This window comes from Roseburia sp. OM03-7AC (assembly GCF_003462625.1).
GTDB lineage: Bacteria > Bacillota > Clostridia > Lachnospirales > Lachnospiraceae > Roseburia_C > Roseburia_C amylophila.
Map to the genome: position 1 here is coordinate 1 of NZ_QTZJ01000008.1, position 26702 is coordinate 26702.

The window sequence follows — 26702 nt, forward strand, 5'->3', positions numbered from 1 at the left end:
ACTATAACGCATAAAAACACCCTCCTTACTGGTTGTCCAGTAAAGAGGGTACATATCAAAACAGAAATATTCTCCATGGGATTTTTGCTATTGCCGGACATCTGCAGGAATTTGCCGGTGGCAGGTTCTACAGGTTATGAAATAGCGGTATGAAACGGCAAAAGGCAGGTCTTGGGATTAGAAGCTGTGACCGCCGCCACCGCCGCCACCGCCACTGCTGCTGCCACCGCCGCCACCGCTGCTGCCACCGCTACTGCCACCGCTGCCGCTGCTGGAAGGCGGACTGTAGACACGGGATTGCCGGATAAAACGGACATTTGGATTGACAATATTGCACTGTGTAAATACCTTTCCTAAAAGATCTGTTTTCGATGGTCTCTTCGCACGGGAGAAGGAACGTACCAGAAAATAATTTAACAACAAAGCAATGATAACTGCTAAAAAGGCATTACTGATATATTTCATCGGCTGCGCAATTTTTCGCCCTTCGAGCAATGTATTAATCTGACCAAAAGCGGTAAATGCACAGGTGTAATAATCACCATCAGAGGCATATTTGTATACATTATCGGTGATAGTGTTGGCATAACTTTTCGTAATGGTTTCATAAATGGTTCCGTTGCTGTGAATCCAGATGTTCCGATTGTCCATATCAATGAGAAATACGGTTGCACTGGTGGAACCGAAGGTGTCGCGGTAATAGCTTCGGATATAATCCTCAGTAGAATAGTAAGGATTGTAATCGATGGATTTAAAAGCAACACTTCCGTAAGTGGTAATCGGAGCCATCTCTTTTCCAAGGGTGGTTTCTTCCTCGTCTGTTAAAAGGTTGGCATCGTCCTCAACGATAACCTGATAACCGGTGCTTTTATTGGTATAGGTCTTGGTTTCGGCTTTGCAGGTAATACTTCCGTTAAGTAAGAGGAAGAAACATGCAAGCAGGCAGCCAAGAATTATTTTTGCAGAAAAAGAGCTGTATTTCTTCTTATATGTATCAGGCACGGTCATCACCTCCCTGTCGGTTAAACTGCGGCAGTTTCCGCATGGTAAGCATATTGTATTCCTTTAAAATGCTAAGAAGCGTAAAAATAATACCGGCAAAAGATACAATTGCACCACCATAGTAATAAAGGTCGGAAACCGGATGCAGGAAAGTAATCATTCCAGCAGCAGCAATGGAAATTAAAGCTCCTAGGAATCCCGGAATTTTTCCACGGGTGGTTGTTTCGCTGAACTGGGAAAATCCAAACAGCGAAGTCAGAACCCCACCGCCGATAACAATAAGCATGACAATTTTAGAAAATGAAAAACCGCCGGAACTAAAGATTCCCATTAGAACCTGAATTGCAAATACACCTAAAAACAGATAAGGAATTATTTTTTCGAATTTAGATTTCATGCTTTTATGGGGCTTTAAGTTTACTTTTACTTTGGCTTCTTTCTTGACATTTCCCTGTTTGGACTGATATCCCCTGTCATTCTCATAGGTTTCCTGACTATGGATTTCGCTCAGCTCCACAAAATAAATAATGGAGGCAAAAAGTGCCAGTGCCGCAGAAAGTATCAGGGTTGAAGCAGGCCGTATGGTAAAGAAAAGATTTAAAAGCAGAAAAACCGGGATAGCCAGTAGAAAGGAACCGAGTAAAAATTTACGTCTATCTACCGGGATATCAGCAGCAACCTTTCCGGTCTGTCCATTGACCGTAGCGTAGGCAACGCGGTCTTTGTTACGGTAGGATAAGAACCATACCGGAAGCATGGCGCTGGCAGCTTCCTTGCATTCCGTATTTAATGCATAACTCATATAATGGTTTGTTTCCGGATAAATAAAATTAAATTCCTGGAAGGCAGGTATTTTTTTGACTTTGGAATAAGTCTGTTCATTGGCAATGGCTTTTGCGTCCTCCAGATAAATATCGCTGTCCACATCGGCAGTATCAGCATAGAAACCACACAGAATGGACGGAGTAAAACTTTTCATGCCGCGCACATCAAAGGGAGCAATATTCTCGCTGATAACATCCGAAAAAGAAGAAGACGCATCATAAGAGAGACCTTTATAATAGGCATCCGTCTGGCAGAGCAGATTATAGTGGTCGGTTACAATATAGTTACCTTCCCGGTGGCTTTTTTCAGCCGGCAGCTGTACTGTACCTTCGTGGGTAATGTTATATACCCAGTAAGGCATATAAATCCCACGGAAATTGTCTACATTGCGAGGGTCTTTCAGTTCCTTAGGGGCAAAAATGGCATGGCGCATCATTTTGCCATAAGCTTTCTTGCAGTCCTCCTTGGTAATCTGGAAAGGAACAATGTAGTCAGGACGTTTTTCCCTGGCAATCCGGCTGTCAAGAATCGTAGAAGCACCACAGAAACTGCAGAATCCGGTTGCAGCATTCTCGGTACTTAAGATTTCACCGCCGCATTGCGGACAGGTGAAAATGTTGACATCATAAGTAGATGTCTCCACAGCATCGTGATCCTTCTGATAGCTGTAAGGATTCAGCTGTGTGTGACAGTAGTCACAGAAAAGTGATTGTGTTGGAATATCAAACCTCAGATTTCCGCCACAATTGGGACATTCATACATAACATTCTCCTCTTTTGATTTAATATACTCAGGTATTGACCGCACAAGGATACGTTGTCCCCGGAAAACTTCTGGTATCGAAAACCTTTGTTTTAGATATAAAAATACCGAATTTCTAATGTGTGTGTTTCACTTTTGGTTATAAAAACTATCTTTCCAATGTTTGACAAAATCACTGTACGGTTCGTCGAAATGCAGATGCCTTATAACGACTGCTAGGGGCACTTGGAATTTCGCCTGAAAACCGGCAACACTGGCACAGGGATGTGCCAGAGAGGTGCATATGAGCATGGATGTGAATTTGCACCGGTTGCCGGATAAAGTGATATATTGTCCGAAATTTCCGGTGCCCCTTGCAGCCGTTAGGTGGCATCTACAATCGACGGACAGTGCAGCGATTTCGTCAAAGCAACGGAAAGACAGTTTACCATCAAGCGAAACACACACATAAGAAATGCAGGTATTTCATATTATAAAAACAAAAGGTTCTTCGATACCAAAGTTTTCCGGTATCAACTTATCTCGTTGACAATGACCTAATGTAATATACTAATATGGTAATAGAAATATAACAGAAAGTAAATACATTTTACTTTATATTTTCAGAAAATTGAGTTATAATATATATATCTAGAAGTAATACGAGAGAGTTGTCATACGACCGTAGAGGAGGGGTGCTTATGAGACAGGAATTTACTTATAACCAGATTGCACACCTGAATGCAGCGTTACATGAACAACGCCTGCCATACCGTATTAGCTTTCATGATGCGGAGACAGCCGTTGTAGAACCGTTAGGATTTTGTGCATGTGATGGTAAAGAGGGTATGCTCAAAGCGGCAATTGAAGCATTTTTTGAAAAAGAGGGAATGACCGTAACATTCTCTGACCATTGCGAAATTATTTCACCGGGATGCCGGACCGTTTCTGTGGCAGCCTGCCAGTAGAAACAGGTGAGACCGGAAAGATGGGCAGATTAGAAGGAAGAAGCCGGAATTCAAAAATCTTTGAGATGGGAACAGATTTTTGAAAATACTTTCTCTTTTAAGTCCTCATCAGAACAGAACATCTGAATCGCTATATCCACTGCTTTCGGAGAGAGAGCAGTGGATTTTTTGAGCCATGAAATATCAGCGGCAGACTCTGTTCCTGTAAGAAAATGATTTACAATTTCATTTAACCGGTGACAAAATTCCATCAGGGAATGATAATCATGAATCATATCTAAAAGGTTATGCCCGTAAAGTTCCTGTTCGAAGGAACAGGTAGAAATCACCTGCATGCAAAGGTGCAGTTCGCCGGTAATATCAGAAGCTTCCATCAGAATATCCGGACGTTTCACATAGTTTTCCATGAAAATGGACTGGGCTTTCTGGTAGTCGCTATCCGCAAAACATTTTGCCAGAGATTCCCGGAGCATTCTTGTTTCATGCTTTTCACCGGACATCCCCACCATACATTCATAGGTGGAGAGATTCTGCTTCGCAATGTAAACTGTTAACAGAAATTCCGACAGGAATCCAAACAACCGCTTGCAGTAATTATCATAGCTGCTGATATCGACCCGGCACTCCACTTCAAAGAGAATGTCAAACAGCCATTCACAGTAGGCATCAAATCGTTCCTTTGAAGTAATGAAAATATTCCCAAAATAAGTATGTACATCATGAACCATATGGTGAAAAACAGGCACATAGTCCGGGTATTTTTCAGAAATGACCTGCTCAGTAATCAGCAGATCCTTCTGGTGATGGTTCTGGCTGAAACCATTAAAATACGAAGTATTTAAAGTCAGAAGCTTTGGTGTGATCATGTCATGATTCTGAATCAGCCGCATCAGCTCTTTTTCCGTGAAAATAAGTCCCTGTCTATTTATGAGATAGCGGCGGTAATGACAGATGCCGATATAATCGCAGGCATGGTAATTTTTCCAGAGCCAGTAAATGCCGGTCAGCTCGCAGAAACTTTTGTTTTTCCGGGAAATATTATCTCCGGTATCATCTGCAAGATAGCCCAATTCCGGAGAAATTGCATGTCCGACCTGCAGGGGAACATACATGGAATCGGTGGGAGCTTTAAATTGTTTGTGGGTCATAACGAATATTTTAATGGACATAATACACCTCGCAAAAACATGCTTTTCCTTTACTGTATACGCAATCGCATTCCCTGGCAAGAGCAAATCGGGGAACCAATCAACATTTTTGACATAAACTAATACGAAAGTAAGAAAGAATGGAAAGAGGTCAGCGTGAACTGCAGCAATTCAATCGAACATACCGTGGAAGCCGGGGATACATTATACAAACTTTCCCGGCAGTATAAGACAACGGTATCCTCTATTATTTTAAGCAATCCAAGGATAAATCCTTACAATTTACAGATTGGAATGAAGATAGAAATATGTCCGGGCAGAGAATACACAAGACCGGAAATGCTGGGAAATACAGGAAATTCCGGGATTTCCAATAACAACGGAAAAGGAAATTTAAAAGAACTGATGCGGATGGCATGGCTGAATCATACTTACCTGCTCCGGATGCTTTTGGTCAGCATGGCGGCGGATTTGCCGGATCAGCAGGAGCTGGTTACTGCATTAATTGATAATGCAGAGGAAATAGCAGACCTTTTCGGCAGATATTATCCGGAAAATACGGTGCACAGCCTCAGAGATTTACTGGTGCGCCATGTAGAACTTACCGGTGGACTGATTACCCAGAAAAAAGAAGGGAGAACGAAGGATACGGTGGAGCAGGTACGCCGGTTAAACGAAAATGCAGACCGCATCGCAGAACTTTTAGCATCTGCAACACCGGAATATGAAGAAAGTGCATTAAAAGAAATGTTCCGTATGCATGTAGAACTGATTGGACAGGAAATCAGTGAGCGGCTTGCCGGTAATTATGAAAAAGATTTACAGACATTCTGGAATATCCAGCGGCAGATTATTGCCATGGCAGATTATCTTGCCAGCGGACTGGAAACAGAGGCAAAGGAATCCGGGCTTCGTTAAAGAAAAGGCATTAAAAAGTATTATTTCTTATGGTTTCACAGCAGAAGCGGCTGTGTTATAATAGAAAAACAGGACAAAAATAACCGGGGCTGTCCGAATGCAACTGCGGACAGCCACAACATAAAAGTACAGAACAAAAACAATAGTAAATAGAAGGAGACAGCAAAAATGACACCAGAATTTTTAAACAGCACATTAGAGCATTTATATGAGAGAACCAAAGAAGGAAAGCAGCACTGGAATGTTGAGATGAAGACCAGCGAATATAAAGAGGAATCCGAAAAGCCGGTTGTAGAAGCCGACGGAAAGCAGTGGGTAGTAGATGAGTGTTATACAGCCTATTCCTGCGAAGAGCATGGAAATGAATTTGCAATGATTACTTATGAAAATATTGAGACTTGTGGAGAAGAAGTGCGGAGCACCAACATGGTATTCCTGCCGGATCCGAATGTCCGCTATTTTGATTTGGACCGGCTGGCCCAGTATGCAATTCTTCCAAGCCAGAAATTGATGGAGACCATTCATCAGTTATTTACTCTTCTGCTTTCTCTTCAGAAGGAAGAAAGTGCCCAGGTAGAGTGGAAAGTCAGCGAATAGGAAATGGCATCGCAGACAGATTACAGTTACATATGTTTCCTGTAGTTGTTTTAACAATTTAAATAAAACTGAAAATTCAGATAATTTACACAATATATGCAATATAATAAAGTAAATACGAAAAATAATTAAGAAAATTCTAAAAATAGTGTTGACAAATGAACTATAGTTAGATATAATCAAATCATCAAAAGAAACAAATGAACGGAAACAAAGTAAGGAGGAGATTCCACCAGAAAGAGAAGGAACAAACTCATAATAATGTAAGAGGAGGTCGATACCACCAGGATATTAAATCAGAATCGGACAAGCGTTTAGACGAAGAGAAACGCAATAGTAAGAAAGGAAGGTACGGTCCAATGCAGAGCTGATAGATATTATGAAACCTGACATAATAAATAATAAAATCAGATTCAGTTCATGGATTCAGAATCGGAAGGAAAACCTGAGGTAAATACAAAAGAAAAGTGGATGGAGAATCAGAACGGCAACGTAAAGATATGGTTCCAGTCCAACAGGACTCAGAAGCGAACGGATTCAGGAGGAAGGGTTCAGGGATTGAAGACGAAATATACGAAATGAGGTAAAAGTCCAATGGACGAAATAGTATGAAAGGGCATCATCTTAAGAGAATTTAGATGATGCCCTTTTTCACTTTACAGGGAATTGCTTTCCTGTAAAGTAAAAAACGCTCCGCGAGGATGCGCACTGCAGCGTATAAGGTAGATGTCGCAAGCGACCGCCGCAGGCGCGGGAATGTGCCAAGGCACATTCTTTGTTCTGTTATGCTTCTTTTTTCTGCGCTTCAAGGGCTGCTAAGCATGCCTGGGCAAGCTGGTCGCCACAGGAAGTGGATTTGAATCCACAGGTGATGCCCTTTAATTTTTCTTCTACTTCTTCTACCGTTAATCCTTCTACCAAAGAAGAGATAGCCTTTAAGTTGCCGTTACATCCGTTGGTAAAGGTAACATGTTTTAAAACATTTCCCTCTAAATCCAAATCAATCTGGGTGGAACAGGTTCCTTTGGTTTTGTATGTGTAATGCATAAGAAACTCCTTTCTATACCTGGACTTGTTGCCAGGCGATTGCAAAATGAAAAATAGTGTATGACATATTTTTTATGAGGTGAAAGGCTCCACCTCCTTTTCCGATATAAAATATTGTAACTCTAAGCACTTTATTTTTCTTTTTGTTATATCAACTGTCTTTCCAATGTTTGACAAGAAATTCCGGAACTGTCCGCCGGAGTGCGGATACCTTGGCAAAGCTGCTAGGGGCACTTGGAATTTCACTGGCAACCGGCAACACTGGCACAGGGATGTGCCAGTGAGGTGTATCTGAACATGGATGTGAATATACACCGGTTGCCGGACATAATCATGATTTCATCGAAATTCCTAGTGCCCCTTGCGGGTTTGGCGTTGTATCCGCAACCGGCGGACAGTTCTGGAATCCTATGTCAAAGCAACCGGAAAGACAGTCTTCAATCAAGAAAAATAAAGTGCTAAGAGTTACGAGATATTTCATATCCATTAAAAAGAAGTGAAGTCTTTCACCTATAAAAATATCTTATTCTGTTTTTCCATTTTGCAATCGCCTGTTCAATCTTTGCCTATTATAGCATCTGTTTGTAAAAAGTCCACTGATTTAACAAAAAGTTTATAAAACGTTCATGGGATTAGATATTGTGAAGAAAGGCAGATAGTGGTACAATATTTCATAGTTGCGTAAGCAAAATTATGGATAGGAGCATTATATGAAAGCAATAGAAAAAATCTTTGGAACACATAGCGAAAGAGAATTAAAAAGAATTTATCCGCTTATAGATAAGATAGAGTCTTATCGGCCTGCCATGCAGGAACTGACTGATGAGCAGTTAAAGGATAAGACAAAAGAGTTCAAAAAGAGACTTGCCAATGGTGAGACACTGGACGATCTGCTTCCGGAAGCATATGCAACCGTTCGTGAGGCAGCAAAGAGAGTGCTTGGAATGGAACATTACCGTGTTCAGCTGATTGGTGGTATTATCCTGCATCAGGGACGTATCGCTGAGATGAAGACCGGTGAAGGAAAAACATTGGTATCTACCCTGCCGGCATACTTAAATGCATTGGAAGGAAAGGGCGTACATGTTGTAACTGTCAACGAATATCTGGCAAAACGTGATGCTGAGTGGATGGGACAGGTTCATGAATTCTTAGGACTGACTGTTGGCGTTGTGTTTAACGGCATGGACACTAAGGAACGTCAGGATGCATATAACTGTGATATTACTTATATTACCAATAATGAATTGGGATTCGATTACCTGCGCGATAACATGGTGATTTACAAGGAACAGTTAGTACAGCGTGGGCTTCATTTTGCAATTATCGATGAGGTCGATTCTGTGTTGATTGACGAGGCAAGAACACCACTTATCATTTCAGGACAGAGTGGCAAATCCACCAGCATTTATGAGGCATGCGATATTCTGGCAAGACAGATGAAACGTGGTGAAGATCAGAAGGAATACACCAAGATGGATGCTATCATGGGAGTGGAAATCGAAGAAGATGGAGACTTCGTGGTAAATGAGAAGGATAAAGTAGTCAATCTGACATTAGAAGGTGTAAAGAAGGTAGAACAGTTTTTCCACATTGATAACCTTGCAGATCCGGATAATCTTGAGATTCAGCATAATATCATTTTAGCACTGCGTGCACACAATCTGATGTTCCGTGATCAGGATTATGTGGTAAAAGATGATCAGGTATTAATCGTAGATGAATTTACCGGACGTATTATGCCGGGCCGGCGTTATTCTGATGGATTACATCAGGCAATTGAAGCAAAAGAGCATGTAAAAGTAAAACGTGAGAGCAAGACCCTTGCCAATATTACGTTCCAGAACTTCTTCAATAAGTATGATAAGAAAGCAGGTATGACCGGTACCGCTTTGACAGAGGAAAAAGAGTTCCGTGACATCTATGGAATGGACGTTATCGAGATTCCTACCAACAGACCGGTTATCCGTGTGGATAAAGAGGATGCTGTTTATAAGACCAAGAAAGAAAAATTCCATGCTGTTGTGGATGAAGTAGAAGAAGCATACAAGAAGGGGCAGCCAGTTCTGGTTGGTACCATCAATATCGATACTTCTGAGCTGGTAAGCTCCATGTTGAATAAGCGTGGTATACCACACAAAGTTTTGAATGCAAAATTCCATGAGTTAGAGGCTGAAATTGTAGCACAGGCCGGTGTACATGGTGCGGTTACCATCGCAACCAACATGGCTGGTCGTGGTACTGATATTAAGCTGGATGATGAAGCAAAGGAAGCCGGCGGTCTGAAAATCATCGGTACTGAGCGTCATGAATCCAGACGTATTGATAACCAGCTGCGAGGACGTTCCGGTCGTCAGGGAGACCCGGGAGAATCCCAGTTCTTCATTTCACTGGAAGATGATTTGATGCGTCTGTTTGGTTCTGAGAAACTGCTTAGCATGTTTAATACTTTGGGTGTGCCGGAAGGCGAGCAGATTCAGCATAAGATGCTGACCAGTGCAATTGAAAAGGCACAGAAGAAGATTGAGGGAAATAACTTTGGAATCCGTAAGAATCTGTTGGAATATGATCAGGTTATGAATGACCAGAGAGAGATTATTTATGCAGAACGTCTCCGCGTATTGAATGGCGAGAGCATGCGTGATGTTATCTATAAGATGATTACCGACAGAGTGGAAAATACAGTAGATACCTGTATTTCGCCGGATTTACCACCGGAAGAATGGGACATTAATGAACTGAACCAGTTATTGATTCCAATTATTCCACTTCGGCAGGTGACACCGGAGCAGGCAAAAGAATACAAGGATCAGAAGAAGTTAAAACATGCTTTAAAAGAACAGGCTGTAAAACTCTACGAGGAGAAGGAAGCAGAGTTCCCGGAGCCGGAAGCTGTCCGTGAATTAGAGCGCGTTATTTTACTGAAAGTTATTGACCGTAAGTGGATGGATCATATTGATGATATGGATCAGCTGCGTCAGGGAATCGGTTTACAGGCTTATGGGCAGAGAGACCCGCTGGTAGAGTATAAGATGAGCGGTTATGATATGTTCGAAGAGATGATTAACAGTATTCAGGAAGATACAGTCCGTCTGTTATTCCATGTCAGAGTAGAGCAGAAGGTAGAAAGAGAGCAGGTTGCAAAAGTAACCGGAACCAATAAGGATGAGACTGCACAGGGCGTACCGAAGAAACGTGCGGCAGCAAAGGTTTATCCGAATGATCCGTGCCCATGCGGAAGTGGCAAGAAATACAAACAGTGCTGCGGAAGAAAAGCTTAAGAATAAAAATCAAAAATTAAATCGACTTATAATAATTAAATTACATTATAACAGTAAATATGACAAAAGGAGGAAAATAGATGCATTGCACAAGAAAAGTAACAGAAGATATAATCTGGATTGGTGGAAGTGACAGGAGACTTGCTTTATTTGAAAACGTATTCCCGATTCCAAGAGGCGTATCCTATAATTCCTATCTTTTAAAAGATGAAAAAACAGTATTATTAGATACCGTAGACCGTTCCATTGCAGGACAGTTTTTAGAAAATCTGGCATTTGCACTGGATGGAAGAAATCTGGATTACATGATTGTAAACCATATGGAACCGGATCACTGTGCATTAATTGAAGAAATCGTAAGAAGATATCCGGAAGTAAAGGTTGTGGGAAATGCTAAGACCTTTGGCATGATACAACAGTTTTATACCTTTGATATTGCAGAACGTTCCGTTACTGTGAAAGAAGGCGAGATATTAAATACCGGAAAACATACCCTTCACTTTGTGATGGCACCGATGGTACACTGGCCGGAAGTAATGGTAACATATGATGAAACGGACAAAGTATTATTTTCAGCAGATGCATTCGGAACCTTCGGTGCATTGAACGGAAATATTTTTAATGATGAAATTGATTTCGATCGCGACTGGCTGGATGACGCAAGACGTTATTATACCAATATTGTTGGAAAATACGGTGGACCGGTTCAGACAACCTTGAAGAAGGCGGCAGGACTGGATATTTCTATTATCTGTCCGCTGCATGGACCAATCTGGCGTTCCAATCTTGGTTACATTCTGGATAAATACAATACCTGGAGCAGCTATGAGCCGGAAGAGAAAGCAGTTATGATTGCTTATGCGTCCATGTATGGAAATACAGAAAATCTTGCAAATGTACTCGCAGCAAAGCTGGCAGAAGCAGATATCCATAATATTGTAGTATATGATGTATCCAATACACATGTTTCCACTTTGATTTCAGAAGCATTCCGTTGCAGTCATATTGTACTGGCAGCGCCAACCTATAATGGAAATGTATATCCGGTTATGGAGAATTTCTTAAATGACATGAAAGCACTTGCAGTTCAGAAGCGTACCGTTGCGATTCTGGATAATGGTACCTGGGCAGCAACAGCTGGAAAACAGATGGCAGATAAGATTACAGAAATGAAAGATATGAAGATTATTGAACCAAAGGTAAGTATTAAATCTTCATTAAAGAACGAACAGCTGGAACAGCTGGATGAGCTGGTGGCAGAGATTAAGAAAGATTTCTAAAGCACTGGCAGTTATCAGAAGATAAAATGAAATAAAATAAAAACGAACAGAGTAAAAATGAGTACAGAACAAACATTCGATTTTGTTCTGTACTTTTTTACTATGGGGTGCTATAATGAGCGGAGAAACGTGGTAATACTAAAGGAAGAGTAAATGAACAGAGGAGAAATTGAGTGGATCATTTTAAATTAGTTTCCAAATATCAACCCACCGGAGACCAGCCGCAGGCAATTGAGAAGCTGGTGAAGGGATTTAAAGAGGGCAATCAGTTTGAAACACTACTGGGTGTAACTGGTTCCGGTAAGACATTTACCATGGCAAATGTCATTGCCCAGATGAATAAACCGACATTGATTATTTCGCATAATAAGACGCTGGCGGCGCAGCTCTATGGAGAATTCAAGGAATTTTTTCCCGAAAATGCAGTAGAGTACTTTGTCTCCTATTACGATTACTACCAGCCGGAGGCATATGTGCCATCCACGGATACTTATATCGCAAAGGATTCTTCTGTGAATGATGAGATTGATAAACTGCGTCTGTCTGCTACAGCAGCATTGACGGAACGGCGGGATGTTATTGTCGTTTCCAGTGTATCCTGTATCTATGGACTAGGTGAACCGGAGAACTTCCAGAAGATGATGGTATCTCTGCGGCCGGGCATGGAACGGGATCGTGATGATGTTATCCGGCAGTTGATTGATATACAATATACAAGAAATGATATGGATTTCCAGCGAGGCACCTTCCGGGTACGGGGAGACGTTTTGGAAATCTTTCCGGCAGACCGTGGAGAGACTGCTATCCGGGTAGAATTCTTTGGCGATGAAATAGACCGGATTACAGAAATCGATGTATTGACCGGCGAGATTAAGAATAGTCTGAATCATATCAGTATTTTTCCGGCATCCCATTATGTAGTGCCAAGAGAGAAAATCCTGCGTGCATGCGATACCATTGAAGCAGAGCTGGAAGAGCGTGTGAAATACTTTAAGGGGGAAGATAAGCTCTTAGAGGCACAGCGGATTGCCGAGCGGACGAATTTTGATATTGAAATGTTAAAAGAGACAGGCTTCTGTAGTGGAATTGAAAACTATTCCAGGCACTTATCCGGACAGCCGGCAGGTTCGAGACCGTTAACACTGATTGATTATTTTCCAGATGACTTCCTGATTATGGTAGACGAGTCCCATATTACGATTCCGCAGATTCGTGGAATGTATGCGGGAGACCAGTCCAGAAAGACAACGCTTGTGGATTATGGTTTCCGTCTGCCTTCGGCAAAAGACAACCGGCCAATGAACTTCGAAGAGTTTGAAAGCCAGATAGACCAGATGCTGTTTGTATCTGCAACGCCAAATGATTATGAAGAAGAACATGAACTTTTGCGGGTAGAGCAGATCATCAGACCGACAGGACTTTTAGACCCTGACGTGGAAGTGCGTCCGGTAGAAGGCCAGATTGACGATTTGATTGGAGAGGTCAATAAAGAGACTGCGGCAGGACATAAGGTGCTGGTAACGACACTGACCAAGAAAATGGCAGAGGATTTGACAGAATATATGCGTGAAGTGGGTATTCGTGTGAAATACCTGCATTCGGATATTGATACTTTGGAAAGGGCAGAGATTATCCGGGATTTACGGCTGGATGTATTTGATGTGCTGGTGGGAATTAACCTTTTGCGGGAAGGACTTGATATACCGGAAATTACATTAGTGGCAATTATTGATGCGGACAAGGAAGGTTTCTTGCGTTCCGAGACTTCACTGATTCAGACTATCGGACGAGCGGCAAGAAACAGTGAAGGTCATGTTATCATGTATGCAGATAAGATTACAGACTCCATGCGGGTTGCGATTGATGAGACAAAGCGCCGCCGTGAGATTCAGCAGAAATATAATGAAGAGCATGGCATTACGCCGACTACCATTCAGAAATCTGTCCGTGAGTTAATCAGTATTTCCAAGAAGGTAGCCAAGAATGAAATGGAATTCAAGAAAGATCCGGAATCCATGGATAAGAAGGAATTGGAGAAGCTGATTGCAGATATTCAGAAGAAGATGAACCATGCTGCTGCAGAGTTGAACTTTGAGGCTGCGGCAGAATATCGTGATAAGTTAATTGAGTTAAAGAAGATGCTTCGCGATTTGTAAGGTAGAGAAAGAGGAAGAAAAAGTGGCAAAGAAAGAGAGAAAATATATCAGGATTCGTGGCGCAAGCGAACATAATTTGAAGCATATTGATGTGGATATACCAAGAGATGAATTTGTGGTACTGACGGGACTCAGCGGCTCCGGTAAATCCTCACTGGCATTTGATACGATTTATGCAGAGGGACAGCGGCGTTATATGGAGAGCCTGTCATCTTATGCAAGGCAGTTCTTGGGACAGATGGAGAAACCGAATGTAGAGAAAATAGAAGGTTTGTCTCCGGCAATTTCCATTGACCAGAAATCCACAAACCGTAACCCGAGATCTACTGTAGGAACGGTAACGGAGATTTATGATTATTTCCGTCTGCTCTATGCGCGGATTGGAATTCCGCACTGTCCGAACTGCGGCAAGGAGATTAAGAAACAGACCGTAGACCAGATGGTAGACCAGATTATGAAGCTGCCGGAGCGTACCAGGATACAGCTTTTAGCACCGGTAGTCCGTGGAAGAAAGGGTGAACACCAGAAGCTCTTTGAACAGGCAAAGCGAAGCGGCTATGTGAGAGTACAGGTGGACGGAAATACCTATGAACTGACGGAAGAGATAAAGCTGGATAAGAACAAGAAACATAATATCGAAATCGTAGTGGATCGTCTGGTGGTAAAGGAAGGTATTGAAAAGCGTCTGACGGATTCTATTGAAAATGTGTTAGAACTTTCAAACGGACTTCTGATGGTGGATATCATTGATGGAGAGACCATGCAGTTTTCCCAGAGCTTTTCCTGCCCGGATTGTGGAATCAGTATTGATGAAATCGAACCGAGAAGCTTTTCCTTTAACAATCCATTCGGAGCCTGCCCGGAATGCTTTGGCCTGGGCTATAAGATGGAATTTGATGAAGAACTGATGATACCGGATAAAAGACTGAGTCTTGCAGAGGGCGCAATTCAGGTAATGGGCTGGCAATCCTCTACTGATAAGAAGAGCTTTACTTATGCAATCCTTAAGGCACTTTCTGAGGAATATGGCTTCAGTCTTGATACACCATATAAGGAATTGCCGGCAGAAGTCCGGAATATGCTGATTCATGGAACCAATGGAAGGTCTGTAAAGGTATATTATAAAGGTCAGCGTGGAGAAGGCGTATACGACATTGCCTTTGAAGGACTGATTAAGAATGTGGAACGCCGCTATCGTGAGACCGGCTCTGATACCATGAAGCAGCAGTATGAGGAGTTTATGCGGATTACACCGTGTAAAAGCTGTGGCGGGCAGAGGTTGAAGAAAGAGTCGCTGGCAGTAACGGTTTCCGGTAAAAATATATATGAAATAACAGCGATGTCCATCCGTAATCTGGATGCCTATTTAAAAGAAATGGAACTGACGGAACAGCAGCATCTGATTGGTGATCAGGTTTTAAAAGAAATCCGGGCGCGGGTAGGCTTTCTGATGGATGTGGGACTGGATTATCTGTCCCTTTCCCGCGCAACCGGAAGCTTATCGGGTGGTGAAGCACAGCGAATCAGACTGGCAACCCAGATTGGCTCCGGACTTGTAGGTGTGGCTTATATTTTGGACGAGCCGAGTATTGGTCTGCACCAGAGGGATAATGATAAACTTTTGAATTCCTTAAAGGGATTAAAAGACCTTGGAAATACACTGATTGTGGTAGAACATGATGAAGATACTATGCGTGCAGCAGATTATATTGTGGATATCGGACCGGGAGCCGGTGAACATGGCGGAGAAGTCATTGCTACCGGAACAGCAGAAGAGATTATGAAAAATAAGAACTCTATTACCGGTGCTTATTTAAGCGGAAGAATCAAGATTCCGGTACCGAAAGAAAGACGGAAACCAACCGGATTCATTACTGTAAAAGGTGCAAGAGAGAATAACCTGAAGAATATTGATGTGAAGATTCCACTGGGTATTATGACCTGCATTACCGGAGTGTCCGGCTCCGGAAAGAGTTCACTGACCAATGAAATCCTCTATAAACGTCTGGCAAGGGATTTGAACCGGGCAAGGTGTATTCCGGGTGCCCATGATGATATTGAAGGTCTGGAACAGTTAGATAAGGTAATTGATATTGATCAGTCTCCAATCGGAAGAACACCCCGTTCCAATCCGGCTACTTATACCGGTGTGTTTGATATGATAAGAGATTTGTTTGCATCCACTCCGGATGCCAAGGCAAGAGGATACCAGAAGGGAAGATTCAGCTTTAATGTGAAGGGTGGCCGGTGTGAAGCCTGCTCCGGTGATGGTATTCTTAAGATAGAAATGCATTTCCTGCCGGATGTATATGTTCCGTGTGAAGTGTGTCAGGGCAAACGATATAACCGTGAAACACTGGAAGTAAAATATAAGGGCAAGAGTATCTATGATGTGCTGAATATGACAGTGGAAGAGGCACTGGAATTCTTTCAGAATGTGCCTTCTATTGCAAGAAAGATACAGACCCTTTATGATGTGGGCTTATCCTATATCCGTCTGGGCCAGCCATCTACTGAACTGTCTGGTGGAGAAGCACAGAGAATTAAGCTTGCAACAGAATTAAGCAAACGCAGTACAGGAAAGACTATTTATATTCTGGATGAGCCGACAACAGGACTTCATTTTGCAGATGTCCACAAATTAATTGAAATTCTGAGGAGATTGTCTGATGGTGGCAATACAGTAGTTGTAATTGAACATAATCTGGATGTAATCAAGACGGCAGATTATATTATTGATATGGGGCCGGAAGGCGGAGACGGTGGCGGAACTGTGGTTGCCCAGGGAACGCCGGAAGAGATTGCCAAAGTACCGGAATCCTATACCGGACAATATGTAAAGAAATATCTGGAATAGTAATACCGGATAAGCATAAGACAATGAAAAATGGCATCTGCTAGAAACTGCCAGTGGCGGGTTCGGCAGGTGCTATTTTCTATAGGCACATTCTTTGTTACTGTTATGTGCACAAAAAAACTGCTGAAACATTCAGCAGTTACTATCTTGGGGAGTACCCTCCGGACATCCCGAGGGACATCCGAAGGGCTGAGTTATGAAAAATTATATTAGCTTAATAGCTAGTACATATATGATAATATAGAAGACTTGTGACTATTATGTGAACAAAAAGTTAAGACAATTAAAAAGCAAAAGAAAGTTAAGAAGATGTTGCGATTTCATTAAAAATAAGTAAAAACAGAAAAAAACCTTTGAAAAATGCCATTTATTGTATATAATGTGATTATATATGTAAGAATATGATTGAATGCGTAGTCTGCCTTTTTTGGGGTAGATTACTCCACATATAATGAAACAGATGAAAGGGGAAACATTGACATGGTTTCAACAGATATTGGAATTGATTTAGGAACAGCCAGCATATTGGTTTATATTAAAGGAAAAGGCGTAGTTTTAAAAGAGCCGTCCGTAGTAGCGTTTGACAGAGATACAAACAAGATTAAGGCGATTGGTGAAGAAGCAAGACTGATGCTTGGTAGAACACCGGGCAACATTGTAGCAGTAAGACCACTCCGTCAGGGCGTTATTTCTGATTATACTGTAACAGAGAAGATGATTAAGTACTTTATTCAGAAGGCACTGGGAAAGAAAACATTCCGTAAGCCAAGAATCAGTGTCTGTGTACCAAGTGGTGTAACAGAGGTTGAGAAGAAGGCGGTAGAGGATGCAACTTATCAGGCAGGAGCAAGAGAAGTTGCAATTATTGAAGAACCAATTGCAGCAGCAATTGGAGCAGGTATCGATATTGCAAGACCTTGTGGAAATATGATTGTAGATATCGGAGGAGGAACCGCAGATATTGCAGTAATTTCACTGGGCGGTTCGGTAGTAAGTACATCAATTAAAATTGCCGGAGATGATTTTGATGAGGCAATTGTCCGTTATATGAGAAAGAAACATAATCTTCTGATCGGAGAAAGAACTGCAGAAGATATTAAGATTAAGATTGGAACCTGTTTCCCACTGGCACAGCCGGAAACTATGGATGTCCGTGGACGTAATCTGGTAACAGGACTTCCTAAGACAGTAACTGTTTCTTCTGAAGAGACTGAGGAAGCATTAAGAGAACCGACTTTACAGATTGTAGAAGCGGTACACAGTGTTCTGGAAAAAACACCACCAGAGCTGGCAGCGGATGTCGCAGACAGAGGAATTGTGCTGACAGGTGGCGGTTCATTACTTAGAGGACTGGAAGAGCTGATTGAAGATAAGACAGGAATTAATACAATGACAGCAGAAGAACCAATGACCTGTGTAGCAATTGGTACAGGTAAATTCGTAGAATTCTTAGCTGGTAAGAGAGACGACGATTAAGATTTCGGGAGGACTGTAGATGGTAAAAGGATTATATACCGCATGGACCGGAATGTTAGACGAACAGAACCGTCTGGATATTCTGACAAATAATCTGGCAAATGCCGACACAACCGGATATAAGAAGGAAGGTACCACAAATCATACATTTGCTGATACACTGGCAATTAAGATTAAGGATACTTCTGATTATGGGCAGCCGCGGGTACTGGGAAATATCAGCATGGGTGTGCATATTGGCGAAGTATATACCGATTTCAGCCAGGGCAGCTTTAAAGTGACAGACAGAAGTACCGATATGGCATTGGATGGAAATGGTTTTTTTACGGTATCATTTACCAATAAGAATGGTGAAACATCTATGAAGCTTACCCGGGATGGAGCATTTACACTGACCAGAGAAGGCTATCTGGTGACCAAAGACGGTGATTATGTGCTGAACCAGAATGGAGCTTCCACTGGCAATCCTGGTGCAGAGAATTATATCCGGATTAATCCGAATCTGGATTTTGAAGTGCTTTCCGATGGAAGCATTATGCAGAATAATCAGGTGGTTGCAAGACTTGGTGTGGTAGATGTAGATAATTATGACTATATCAGCAAATATGGTGAGAATCTCTATGATGTAGTAAATGGCGGACAGCTTGTGGCATCGAATGCGAGAGTAGAGCAGGGTGCATTGGAAGCTTCCAACATTAATGTAGTATCCGAAATGGTAGATATGATTACAATCACCAGAGCTTACGAGGCTGGACAGAAGATTATCCAGACGATGGATTCAACACTGGACAAAGCCGTAAATAATGTAGGTAAAGTATAAAAAGAACTAAAGAAAAGAGCAAAAGAAGCCGATATAAATAAGTAGGAAACAGGTACGTTTCATAAAAGGCTGGCCACGGATGGCGCAAGAGAGATAAGGAGCGCAGGGCTTATGATGAGAGCATTGTGGACTGCTGCATCAGGAATGATTGCACAGCAGACAAATATTGATTCGATTTCTAATAACTTATCGAATGTAAATACAACAGGTTACAAATCCGAACAGGCAGAGTTTAAATCACTGCTGTATCAGACACTGCAGTCTAAAACAACTTCTGCAAATGGTGATGAAAAACCGGTTCCGGTTCAGGTGGGACTGGGAACCAGAGTAGCCTCTATTACATCTGATTTTACCAATGGAGCATTAATTGCCAATTCCAGCAATACAGCATTTGCGTTGGAAGGAAAAGGATTTTTCTCGGTACGTGGAGAAGATGGACAGACATACTATACCAGAAATGGTAAATTTGGCTGGGCAATCGGAACTAATGGAACGACACTTTGCAATGAAGCCGGCCTTCCGGTATTAGATAGTAATGGAAATGAAATTGTTCTGCCGGATGGTGTGACGGCATCATCTATCGAAGTATCAAATGATGGAAAGTTCTATTATAAAGATGCGGCAGGCAATACCATAGATATGAACAGACAGATTGGCGTATATCAGTTTACCAATCCGGCTGGACTGGAAAAGGATTCCGGAAGCCTTTTGGTTGCAACAGCAGCATCCGGTAATCCGATGAATGAGCTGACTACTCCGGGACTGACCAGAAGCAAGGTATGCCAGAATTATCTGGAAGCATCCAATGTCCAGGTGGCAGACGAGATGGTTAATATGATTATTGCACAGCGTGCATATGAATTAAACTCTAAGGCGATTCAGGCAGCAGATGAGATGCTTGGACAGGCAAATTCATTAAGAAGATAGTTCTAAAGGCAGGGTAAAGTATGAGTATATCGATGGATAATATTTCGACATTGCTGAATACAACTTCATCACAGGCAAGTAACAGTTCCAATGGACTGGAGAAGACATTGAATTCAGATTTATCAGGTGCAACGGATGACGAACTGATGGATGTCTGCAAGGAATTTGAGGCATATTTCTTAGAACAGGTTTATAAGGAAATGAAGAAAACCATTCCGGAGAACGAAGACCAGGATGCCAGTATGAGTCAGATGACGGATTATTTTGAAGACGAGATGATACAGAAGCTGGCAAGCCAGTCGGTAGAACAGAGTGGCGGAAGTAACAGTCTGGCACAGCAGCTGTATGAGCAGATGAAGCGTAATTATAATATGGAATAGAATTTAGAAAAGACGATAAAAGGGGCTGTCATCATATGACAGCCTTCTCTTACTTTACAGGAAATTGCTTTCCTGTAAAGTAAAAAACGCTCCGTGAGGATGCGCACTGCGGCGTATAAGGCAGATGTCGCAAGCGACCACCACAGGCACATTCTTTGTTCTATTGGAAAGGAAAGACGATGGAGACGATAACCGGTTATGTAGATCATATCATATATCGAAATGCTGACAATGGCTATACGGTACTGGTGCTGGTTTGCGAAGAAGAAGAGATTACCTGCGTGGGAATCTTTTCGGGAATCAGTGAGGGAGAGAATATCGAAGTGACCGGTGAATATACGGCACATCCGACCTATGGAAAGCAGTTTAAAGCTGAAAGTTATGTGGAGAAAGAACCAACCGATGAACTGTCCATTGAGCGTTATCTTGGCTCCGGAGCAATTAAAGGGATTGGTGCGGCACTTGCAGCAAGAATTGTAAGAAGATTTAAAGGCGATACCTTCCGGATTATCGAAGAAGAACCGGAGCGGTTAGCAGAAGTGAAAGGAATCAGTGAACGGAAAGCAATGGAAATATCAGACCAGGTCTCTGAAAAACGAGATCTGCGTCAGGCAATGATATTTTTGCAGCAGTATGGCATTACACTGAATCTTGCGGTGAAAATCTATAAAGAATACGGACAGGAAGTATACGGCATCATTCAGGAGAATCCATATCGTCTGGCGGATGATATCAGTGGTGTGGGATTCCGGATTGCAGATGAAATTGCTAAGAAAGTCGGTATTCATACAGATTCTGATTTTCGAATCCGAAGCGGTATATTGTATACACTTTTACAGGCATCCGGGGAGGGTCATACCTTTCTGCCGGAGGAAGAACTGACAAAGCGGGCAGGAGAACTTCTGGGTGTAACAGAAGAAGCAATCGAAAAGCAGTATATGGATTTGTCGATAGAGCGGAAAATCATTATGAAACAGGAGGGCGAACAGGTTCAGATTTATGGTGCACCACTCTATTATACGGAAGTAAATACAGCCATGATGCTTAAGAATCTGGATATTGCCTATGATGTGTCAGATGCAGAGATTACCCAGCGAATCCATAAGATTGAGAAGCAGACCGGCATGGAACTGGATGAACACCAGAAAGAGGCTGTTTCGGAGGCAGTAAGAAACGGACTTTTGGTAATCACCGGTGGACCCGGAACTGGTAAGACGACGACAATTAACAGTATTATCAAATATTTTGAACTGGAAGGTCTGGACATTTTCCTGGCAGCACCTACCGGAAGAGCTGCAAAGCGAATGAGCGAAATGACCGGATATGAAGCTAAAACCATACACCGGATGCTGGAATTAAACGGTGGAATGGAAGGAGCGGTAGGATTCGAACGAAATGAAAGTAATCCACTGGAAACGGATGTTGTAATTATCGATGAGATGTCCATGGTGGATATCAGTCTGATGCAGTCCCTTCTGAAGGCAATGGTAGCCGGAACAAGACTGATTCTTGTAGGAGACGTAAACCAGCTTCCGAGCGTAGGACCGGGAAGCGTATTAAAGGATATTATCGACAGCGGACAGTTCCATGTGGTACAGCTTACCAAGATTTTCCGACAGGCATCCCAGAGTGATATCATTGTCAATGCCCATAAAATCAACCGGGGAGAAGAAGTAGTGTTAGATAACAAGAGTATGGATTTCTTTTTTTTGAAACGATATGATGCAGATGTGATTATCAATGTGGTACTGCAGCTGATTATGCAGAAACTGCCTAAATTTGTAAATGCACAGCCTTATGATATACAGGTGCTGACTCCGATGAAAAAAGGAAATCTGGGCGTAGAACGACTGAACAGTATCTTGCAGCAATATTTAAATCCTCCTGTTCCGGATAAGAAAGAAAAAGAGTATGGCGATAAAGTGTTCCGCGAAGGGGACAAGGTCATGCAGATAAAAAATAATTATCAGCTGGAGTGGGAGGTCTTGAGTAAATATGGATTTGCTATTGACCGTGGAACCGGTGTGTTTAATGGGGATACGGGAATTATCCGTGAAATCAATGATTATAAAGAGACAATGACCGTGGTCTATGATGAAGACAAGGTGGTAGAGTACTCCTTTAAAATGTTAGAGGAACTGGAACTGGCATATGCCATTACAATACATAAATCCCAGGGTAGTGAATATCCGGCAGTTGTAATTCCACTTCTTGGGGGACCGAGAATGCTGATGAACAGGAACCTTTTGTATACAGCGGTAACCCGGGCAAGAAAGTGTGTAACACTTGTGGGAAATGAAATGTGCTTCTATGAGATGGAACAGAATATTACAGAACAGACCAGATACAGCGGTCTGCGGGCAAGACTGGAAGAAAATGTGTAGAAGTGGTTGACTGTACAGACATGCAGAACCTTCCACCGACCGCTTCTTACGGGTGCCTGAAAAGAAAGAAAAACCAGCCGAAATGCTGTATTTTGCAGAATTCCGGCTGGTTTTTGCGTGTTTGACAACTTGCAAAGCAAGTCATTTGTCAATTTTTGTTTAAAAACCGGCAGATACCAATTACTTGGATAATAAAGCTTTGTCATTGGCAAATTCTTCGCCGCTGATTTCTTCAAATTTCTCTAATAAATCTTCTACGGTAAGATTCTTTTTCTCTTCTCCGGAAATATCTAAGATAACCTGACCTTCATTCATCATAATTAGACGGTTGCCATGAACAATTGCATCACGCATGTTGTGTGTTACCATCAGAGTGGTAAGGTTCTGCTCTGCAACTATTTTATCCGAAAGAGTAAGAACCTTTGCAGCAGTCTTTGGATCCAGAGCAGCGGTGTGCTCATCTAAGAGAAGCAGCTTTGGACGGTTTAAAGTAGCCATAAGAAGAGTCAGTGCCTGACGCTGACCACCGGAAAGCAGTCCGACTTTAGAGGTAAGACGGTTCTCCAGACCTAAATCCAGCTCTTTTAACAACTCTTTGTAGTGTGCTCTTTCTGCCTTGGTAATACCGCTTCCAAGACCTCTGCTTTTGCCACGACGGGCAGCGAGGGCAAGATTCTCATCGATTCCCATGGTAGCAGCGGTTCCCATCATAGGATCCTGGAATACGCGACCTAAGAAACTGGCACGTCTGTGCTCAGACATTCTTGTAACATCTACGTCATCAATAGAAATGGAACCTTCATCCACAAGGAATACTCCTGCAATAGCATTTAATAAAGTGGATTTTCCGGCACCATTTCCACCGATGACAGTAACGAAATCCCCTTCGTTTAAAGTAAGGGTGGTGCCGTTAAGAGCGGTTTTCTCGTTAATGGTTCCCGGATTAAATGTTTTGTAAATATGATCAACTTTAAGCATTGGTTTTGGCTCCTTTCTTTACTGGTTTTGTAAAATATTTCTTCTTCCAGTAAGGAACTGCAAGGAAGAAAGCAACCACAAGCGCAGATAACAGCTTTAAGTAGTTGGTATCAAGACCAAGCCAGATAACAATCTGAAGTACAGCGTAGTAAATAACAGCACCGATAGCGACAGATAAAAGCTTCAACGCAAAGTTGTGGAAAATCTTTTCGAACAATACAGTACCGATAATAACGGCAGCAAGACCGATTACGATAGCACCACGCCCTGCATTGACATCAGCAAATCCCTGATACTGTGAGTAAAGAGCGCTGGCAAGACCAACAAGACCGTTGGAAATCATTAAACCGATTACGGTATTGAAATTTGTGTTGATACCCTGGGCACGGCTCATATTCGGGTTGCATCCGGTAGCACGGATAGAACAGCCTCTTGCAGTTCCGAAGAACCAGTACAGGATAGCTATAATGGCGATGACAAAGATAGCAACGATAAATATGGTGTTTTTATAAAAAGCCACATTTTTTACATATCGTAAAGATACAATTAAATCGTATTTGTCAGCGCTGATTGCCTGGTTGGATTTGCCGCCAAGAATCTTTAAGTTAATGGAGTATAATCCAAGCTGGGTTAAAATACCTGCAAGGATTACCGGGATTCCCATTTTTGTATGGAAGATTCCGGTAATTAATCCTGCCAGCATACCGGATATGGTAGCGGCAAGGATTGCTACCCAGATATTCTGCCCAGAAGCAATCAGAGTAACACAGACAGCACCGCCAAGACTCATGGTTCCATCCACGGTTAAGTCTGCCACATCCTGTATTTTAAAAGTGATGTATACACCGATTGCCATAATACCCCAGATTAATCCCTGGGCTACAGCACCGGGCATAGCGTTTAATAAATCAGCAATTTGCAATTCCACAATAAGTTCCTCCGGTTTCTAAATAAATAATTCAAAAGTAAAAATTACTCAGACATGTCTAAAGCTTCGTAATCGTCTGGAACAGTGATGCCAAGCTTCTCGCAGATGTCAGGGTTGTACTGTTTGGTAACTGCTGGAGCAAATTCAACTTCCATAGTGGATGGGTCTGCACCATTTACTAAGATTTCGTATGCCATTTTACCTGTCTGATATCCAAGGTCATAGTAGCTGATGGATAAGGTAGCAACACCACATCCTTTACAGATACCGGCTTCACCTGCAATAATTGGAACACCGGCTTCACCCGCAATGTTATTGATAACTTCTGTATTGGAAGCTGCAGTGTTGTCGGTAGGAACGTAAAGAACATCGTTATCATTTACAGCACTCTGGACAACACTTGCAATATCGTTGGAATCAACGAAAGAATATGCAGTACAGGTGTAATTTAATTTTTCTAATTCTTCTTTGATAACATCAATCTGATACTGTGAGTTTGCTTCTGCGGAGCAGTAAAGCAGTCCGACATTTTTAGCATCCGGGAATAATTCGTTTAACATAGCTGCCTGCTCGGACAGAGGAGCTAAGTCAGAAGTTCCAGAAATGTTACGTCCTGTTGTGCCTGACCAGCCAGAAATGTCAAGAGCAGTTGCGTAATCTGTTACGGAAGTTCCAAGAATAGGAATATCTGTAGTTGCAGCAGCTGCAGACTGAAGAGGAGCAGTTGCATTTGCAAGAATCAGGTCTTCGTTTTTGGAAACGAAGGAGTTGACGATAGTTGCACATGTGGCAGAATCACCCTGGGCGTTCTGCTCGTCAAAAACAACGTCATCACCTAATTTCTCGGTAAGATAGTCTTTGAATCCTTTTGTTGCAGCATCTAATGCCTCATGCTGTACGAGCTGACAGATACCAACGGTGTACTTTGCGTTGGATGAACTTTTCTCTGTAGCGTCAGCGTTTTGGGTATCTCCTGCTTTGGAGCCACAGGCGGTCATGCTGAGTGCAAGAACTGCTGCAACTGAAAGAGAGAGAAATTTCTTCATTTTTTCATAATAATTTCCTCCTGAAATATGTAATATTTTTTTGATTTAACGCGTTCATGCGTCTGTGCGTTTATGCATTAAAGCGTTAATTCGAATAGACTAATTATAATAAGTAGAGAAAAATAAGTCAATAAATTAAATCCTATTTTTATCAGGAAAAATTAAGAGAATGTTAATGTTTTTGCAAAAGGGACTGTGCTAATATGTGCAAAGAGAGTTTTGGAAAGGAAATAATGAATATACTGGATATTATATTCCCAAGAAGATGCCCGCTGTGTGATGAGGTAATACCGCCGGATGGGGAAATCTGCCCGGAGTGCATCGGAAAGGCAGAACTGGTGCAGGAACCGGTCTGTAAACGGTGCGGAAAACCCATTGGGAATGCCAGGAAGGAATATTGTGGTGACTGTGACCGGAAAAAACATTTTTTTGATTCGGGAAAGGCAGTATTTGTTTATCAGGGGGCAGTGCAACACTCGCTGTATCGTTTTAAATATGCCAATCGGCGTGAATATGCAGCTTTTTATGGAAAAATGGCATGTATACAGTATGCCCGGTGGATTTCAAGACTGGGGATAGATGCAATCATACCGGTTCCGCTGCATCGGAAACGCAGGAGGGAGAGAGGGTATAATCAGGCAGAACTCTTTGCAAAGGAAATAGGAAAACGTACCGGAATTCCGGTAGAAACGAAATTGCTATATCGGTGTATAAATACCAGACCCCAGAAGGAACTTAATGACCAGGAACGCAAGAAAAATCTGAAAAAGGCTTTTACAATCGCACAAAATATAGTACAATTAAGAAAAGTTCTGCTTGTAGATGACATTTACACAACTGGAAGTACCGTGGATGCAGTAGCAGAATGTTTGAAGGTATCAGGAATACAAGAGGTTTATGTGCTTTGCATTAGCATTGGCAGGGGACATTAGGAGGAGAAAG

20 protein-coding genes are annotated in these 26702 nt (G+C 42.2%); 13 read left to right on the forward strand and 7 right to left on the reverse strand.

Features of this window, described 5'->3' with window-relative positions; translation table 11 throughout:
- Positions 1 to 177: 177 nt before the first annotated feature.
- Entirely contained in the window at positions 178 to 1002 is an 825-nt protein-coding gene (locus DXB39_RS14800; protein ID WP_158561564.1) for a TPM domain-containing protein, read from the reverse strand.
- A complete protein-coding gene (locus tag DXB39_RS12360) occupies positions 995 to 2590 on the reverse strand; it encodes a zinc ribbon domain-containing protein (protein WP_117842139.1) in 1596 nt (531 codons plus the stop codon). Before DXB39_RS12360 ends, DXB39_RS14800 begins: the two co-directional genes overlap by 8 nt.
- 680 nt (positions 2591 to 3270) lie before the next feature.
- Between DXB39_RS12360 and DXB39_RS12365 the strand changes: the two genes are divergently transcribed.
- Positions 3271 to 3537 carry an RDAC family protein gene (locus DXB39_RS12365; protein ID WP_117698453.1) on the forward strand — a complete coding sequence of 89 codons (267 nt, stop codon included), beginning with the start codon at positions 3271 to 3273 and terminating at the stop codon, positions 3535 to 3537.
- A 50-nt stretch (positions 3538 to 3587) separates the two neighbouring features.
- Here the strand turns inward: DXB39_RS12365 and DXB39_RS12370 are convergent, their stop codons facing one another.
- A complete protein-coding gene (locus tag DXB39_RS12370) occupies positions 3588 to 4706 on the reverse strand; it encodes a DUF4422 domain-containing protein (RefSeq protein ID WP_117842140.1) in 1119 nt (372 codons plus the stop codon).
- 135 nt (positions 4707 to 4841) lie between these two features.
- Here DXB39_RS12370 and DXB39_RS12375 point away from each other — a divergent pair, with 135 nt between their 5' ends.
- Positions 4842 to 5603, forward strand: a complete 762-nt coding sequence (locus tag DXB39_RS12375) for a LysM peptidoglycan-binding domain-containing protein (RefSeq protein WP_117842141.1) — start codon at positions 4842 to 4844, stop codon at positions 5601 to 5603.
- A gap of 168 nt (positions 5604 to 5771) precedes the next feature.
- Positions 5772 to 6200, forward strand: a complete 429-nt coding sequence (locus DXB39_RS12380; protein ID WP_117842142.1) for a hypothetical protein — start codon at positions 5772 to 5774, stop codon at positions 6198 to 6200.
- A 783-nt stretch (positions 6201 to 6983) separates the two neighbouring features.
- Here the strand turns inward: DXB39_RS12380 and DXB39_RS12385 are convergent.
- On the reverse strand, positions 6984 to 7247 hold the full coding sequence (locus DXB39_RS12385) for a TIGR03905 family TSCPD domain-containing protein (protein WP_022244527.1): 264 nt from the start codon (positions 7245 to 7247) through the stop codon (positions 6984 to 6986).
- Positions 7248 to 7957: 710 nt separating this feature from the next.
- Here DXB39_RS12385 and secA point away from each other — a divergent pair.
- The 9 genes from secA to recD2 all read left to right on the forward strand — a co-directional run bounded on the left by secA (position 7958) and on the right by recD2 (position 22808).
- Positions 7958 to 10528, forward strand: coding sequence for a preprotein translocase subunit SecA (secA, locus tag DXB39_RS12390; RefSeq protein WP_117842143.1), 2571 nt, complete (start codon positions 7958 to 7960; stop codon positions 10526 to 10528).
- 80 nt (positions 10529 to 10608) lie between these two features.
- Positions 10609 to 11808 (forward strand): FprA family A-type flavoprotein, encoded by a 1200-nt coding sequence (locus DXB39_RS12395; protein ID WP_117842144.1) that lies wholly within the window; start codon positions 10609 to 10611, stop codon positions 11806 to 11808.
- A 173-nt stretch (positions 11809 to 11981) separates the two neighbouring features.
- Positions 11982 to 13964, forward strand: coding sequence for an excinuclease ABC subunit UvrB (uvrB, locus tag DXB39_RS12400; protein ID WP_022244524.1), 1983 nt, complete (start codon positions 11982 to 11984; stop codon positions 13962 to 13964).
- A gap of 22 nt (positions 13965 to 13986) precedes the next feature.
- The gene (uvrA, locus tag DXB39_RS12405) at positions 13987 to 16821 is read left to right on the forward strand and encodes an excinuclease ABC subunit UvrA (protein ID WP_117842145.1); all 2835 of its coding nucleotides are present in this window, start codon (positions 13987 to 13989) and stop codon (positions 16819 to 16821) included.
- Between the two features lie 480 nt (positions 16822 to 17301).
- Positions 17302 to 18297, forward strand: a complete 996-nt coding sequence (locus DXB39_RS12410; protein WP_022244522.1) for a rod shape-determining protein — start codon at positions 17302 to 17304, stop codon at positions 18295 to 18297.
- Positions 18298 to 18316: 19 nt separating this feature from the next.
- Positions 18317 to 19117 carry a flagellar hook-basal body protein gene (locus DXB39_RS12415; protein ID WP_117698444.1) on the forward strand — a complete coding sequence of 267 codons (801 nt, stop codon included), beginning with the start codon at positions 18317 to 18319 and terminating at the stop codon, positions 19115 to 19117.
- Positions 19118 to 19228: 111 nt separating this feature from the next.
- Complete coding sequence (locus tag DXB39_RS12420) at positions 19229 to 20044, forward strand: flagellar hook-basal body protein (RefSeq protein ID WP_117698443.1); 816 nt, start codon at positions 19229 to 19231, stop codon at positions 20042 to 20044.
- Between the two features lie 20 nt (positions 20045 to 20064).
- Complete coding sequence (locus DXB39_RS12425; RefSeq protein WP_117698442.1) at positions 20065 to 20424, forward strand: rod-binding protein; 360 nt, start codon at positions 20065 to 20067, stop codon at positions 20422 to 20424.
- 179 nt (positions 20425 to 20603) lie between these two features.
- Positions 20604 to 22808 (forward strand): SF1B family DNA helicase RecD2, encoded by a 2205-nt coding sequence (recD2, locus tag DXB39_RS12430; protein WP_117842146.1) that lies wholly within the window; start codon positions 20604 to 20606, stop codon positions 22806 to 22808.
- A 180-nt stretch (positions 22809 to 22988) separates the two neighbouring features.
- Here recD2 and DXB39_RS12435 read toward each other — a convergent pair whose 3' ends face one another.
- From DXB39_RS12435 to DXB39_RS12445, 3 genes are read right to left on the reverse strand one after another with little or no spacing between them, the layout of a single operon-like run.
- Positions 22989 to 23786: an ABC transporter ATP-binding protein gene (locus DXB39_RS12435; RefSeq protein WP_022244517.1), complete on the reverse strand. Its 798-nt coding sequence runs from the start codon at positions 23784 to 23786 to the stop codon at positions 22989 to 22991.
- Positions 23779 to 24708, reverse strand: a complete 930-nt coding sequence (locus DXB39_RS12440; RefSeq protein WP_117698468.1) for an ABC transporter permease — start codon at positions 24706 to 24708, stop codon at positions 23779 to 23781. Before DXB39_RS12440 ends, DXB39_RS12435 begins: the two co-directional genes overlap by 8 nt.
- Positions 24709 to 24758: 50 nt before the next feature.
- Positions 24759 to 25760 (reverse strand): ABC transporter substrate-binding protein, encoded by a 1002-nt coding sequence (locus DXB39_RS12445; protein ID WP_117842147.1) that lies wholly within the window; start codon positions 25758 to 25760, stop codon positions 24759 to 24761.
- Between the two features lie 233 nt (positions 25761 to 25993).
- Here DXB39_RS12445 and DXB39_RS12450 point away from each other — a divergent pair, with 233 nt between their 5' ends.
- Positions 25994 to 26692: a ComF family protein gene (locus DXB39_RS12450; RefSeq protein WP_243006044.1), complete on the forward strand. Its 699-nt coding sequence runs from the start codon at positions 25994 to 25996 to the stop codon at positions 26690 to 26692.
- The last annotated feature ends 10 nt before the right edge of the window (positions 26693 to 26702 follow it).

Bases quoted from the DNA above. Each gene is read 5' to 3' on its own strand.
- DXB39_RS12415 (WP_117698444.1), top strand. From the start codon at position 18,317: ATGGTAAAAGGATTATATACCGCATGGACCGGAATGTTAGACGAACAG.
- DXB39_RS12425 (WP_117698442.1), top strand. From the start codon at position 20,065: ATGAGTATATCGATGGATAATATTTCGACATTGCTGAATACAACTTCA.
- DXB39_RS12410 (WP_022244522.1), top strand. From the start codon at position 17,302: ATGGTTTCAACAGATATTGGAATTGATTTAGGAACAGCCAGCATATTG.
- DXB39_RS12435 (WP_022244517.1), bottom strand. From the start codon at position 23,786: ATGCTTAAAGTTGATCATATTTACAAAACATTTAATCCGGGAACCATT.
- DXB39_RS12370 (WP_117842140.1), bottom strand. From the start codon at position 4,706: ATGTCCATTAAAATATTCGTTATGACCCACAAACAATTTAAAGCTCCC.
- DXB39_RS12380 (WP_117842142.1), top strand. From the start codon at position 5,772: ATGACACCAGAATTTTTAAACAGCACATTAGAGCATTTATATGAGAGA.
- DXB39_RS12365 (WP_117698453.1), top strand. From the start codon at position 3,271: ATGAGACAGGAATTTACTTATAACCAGATTGCACACCTGAATGCAGCG.
- DXB39_RS12420 (WP_117698443.1), top strand. From the start codon at position 19,229: ATGATGAGAGCATTGTGGACTGCTGCATCAGGAATGATTGCACAGCAG.
- secA (WP_117842143.1), top strand. From the start codon at position 7,958: ATGAAAGCAATAGAAAAAATCTTTGGAACACATAGCGAAAGAGAATTA.
- DXB39_RS12450 (WP_243006044.1), top strand. From the start codon at position 25,994: ATGAATATACTGGATATTATATTCCCAAGAAGATGCCCGCTGTGTGAT.
- recD2 (WP_117842146.1), top strand. From the start codon at position 20,604: ATGGAGACGATAACCGGTTATGTAGATCATATCATATATCGAAATGCT.
- DXB39_RS12385 (WP_022244527.1), bottom strand. From the start codon at position 7,247: ATGCATTACACATACAAAACCAAAGGAACCTGTTCCACCCAGATTGAT.
- DXB39_RS12360 (WP_117842139.1), bottom strand. From the start codon at position 2,590: ATGTATGAATGTCCCAATTGTGGCGGAAATCTGAGGTTTGATATTCCA.
- DXB39_RS12395 (WP_117842144.1), top strand. From the start codon at position 10,609: ATGCATTGCACAAGAAAAGTAACAGAAGATATAATCTGGATTGGTGGA.
- DXB39_RS12445 (WP_117842147.1), bottom strand. From the start codon at position 25,760: ATGAAGAAATTTCTCTCTCTTTCAGTTGCAGCAGTTCTTGCACTCAGC.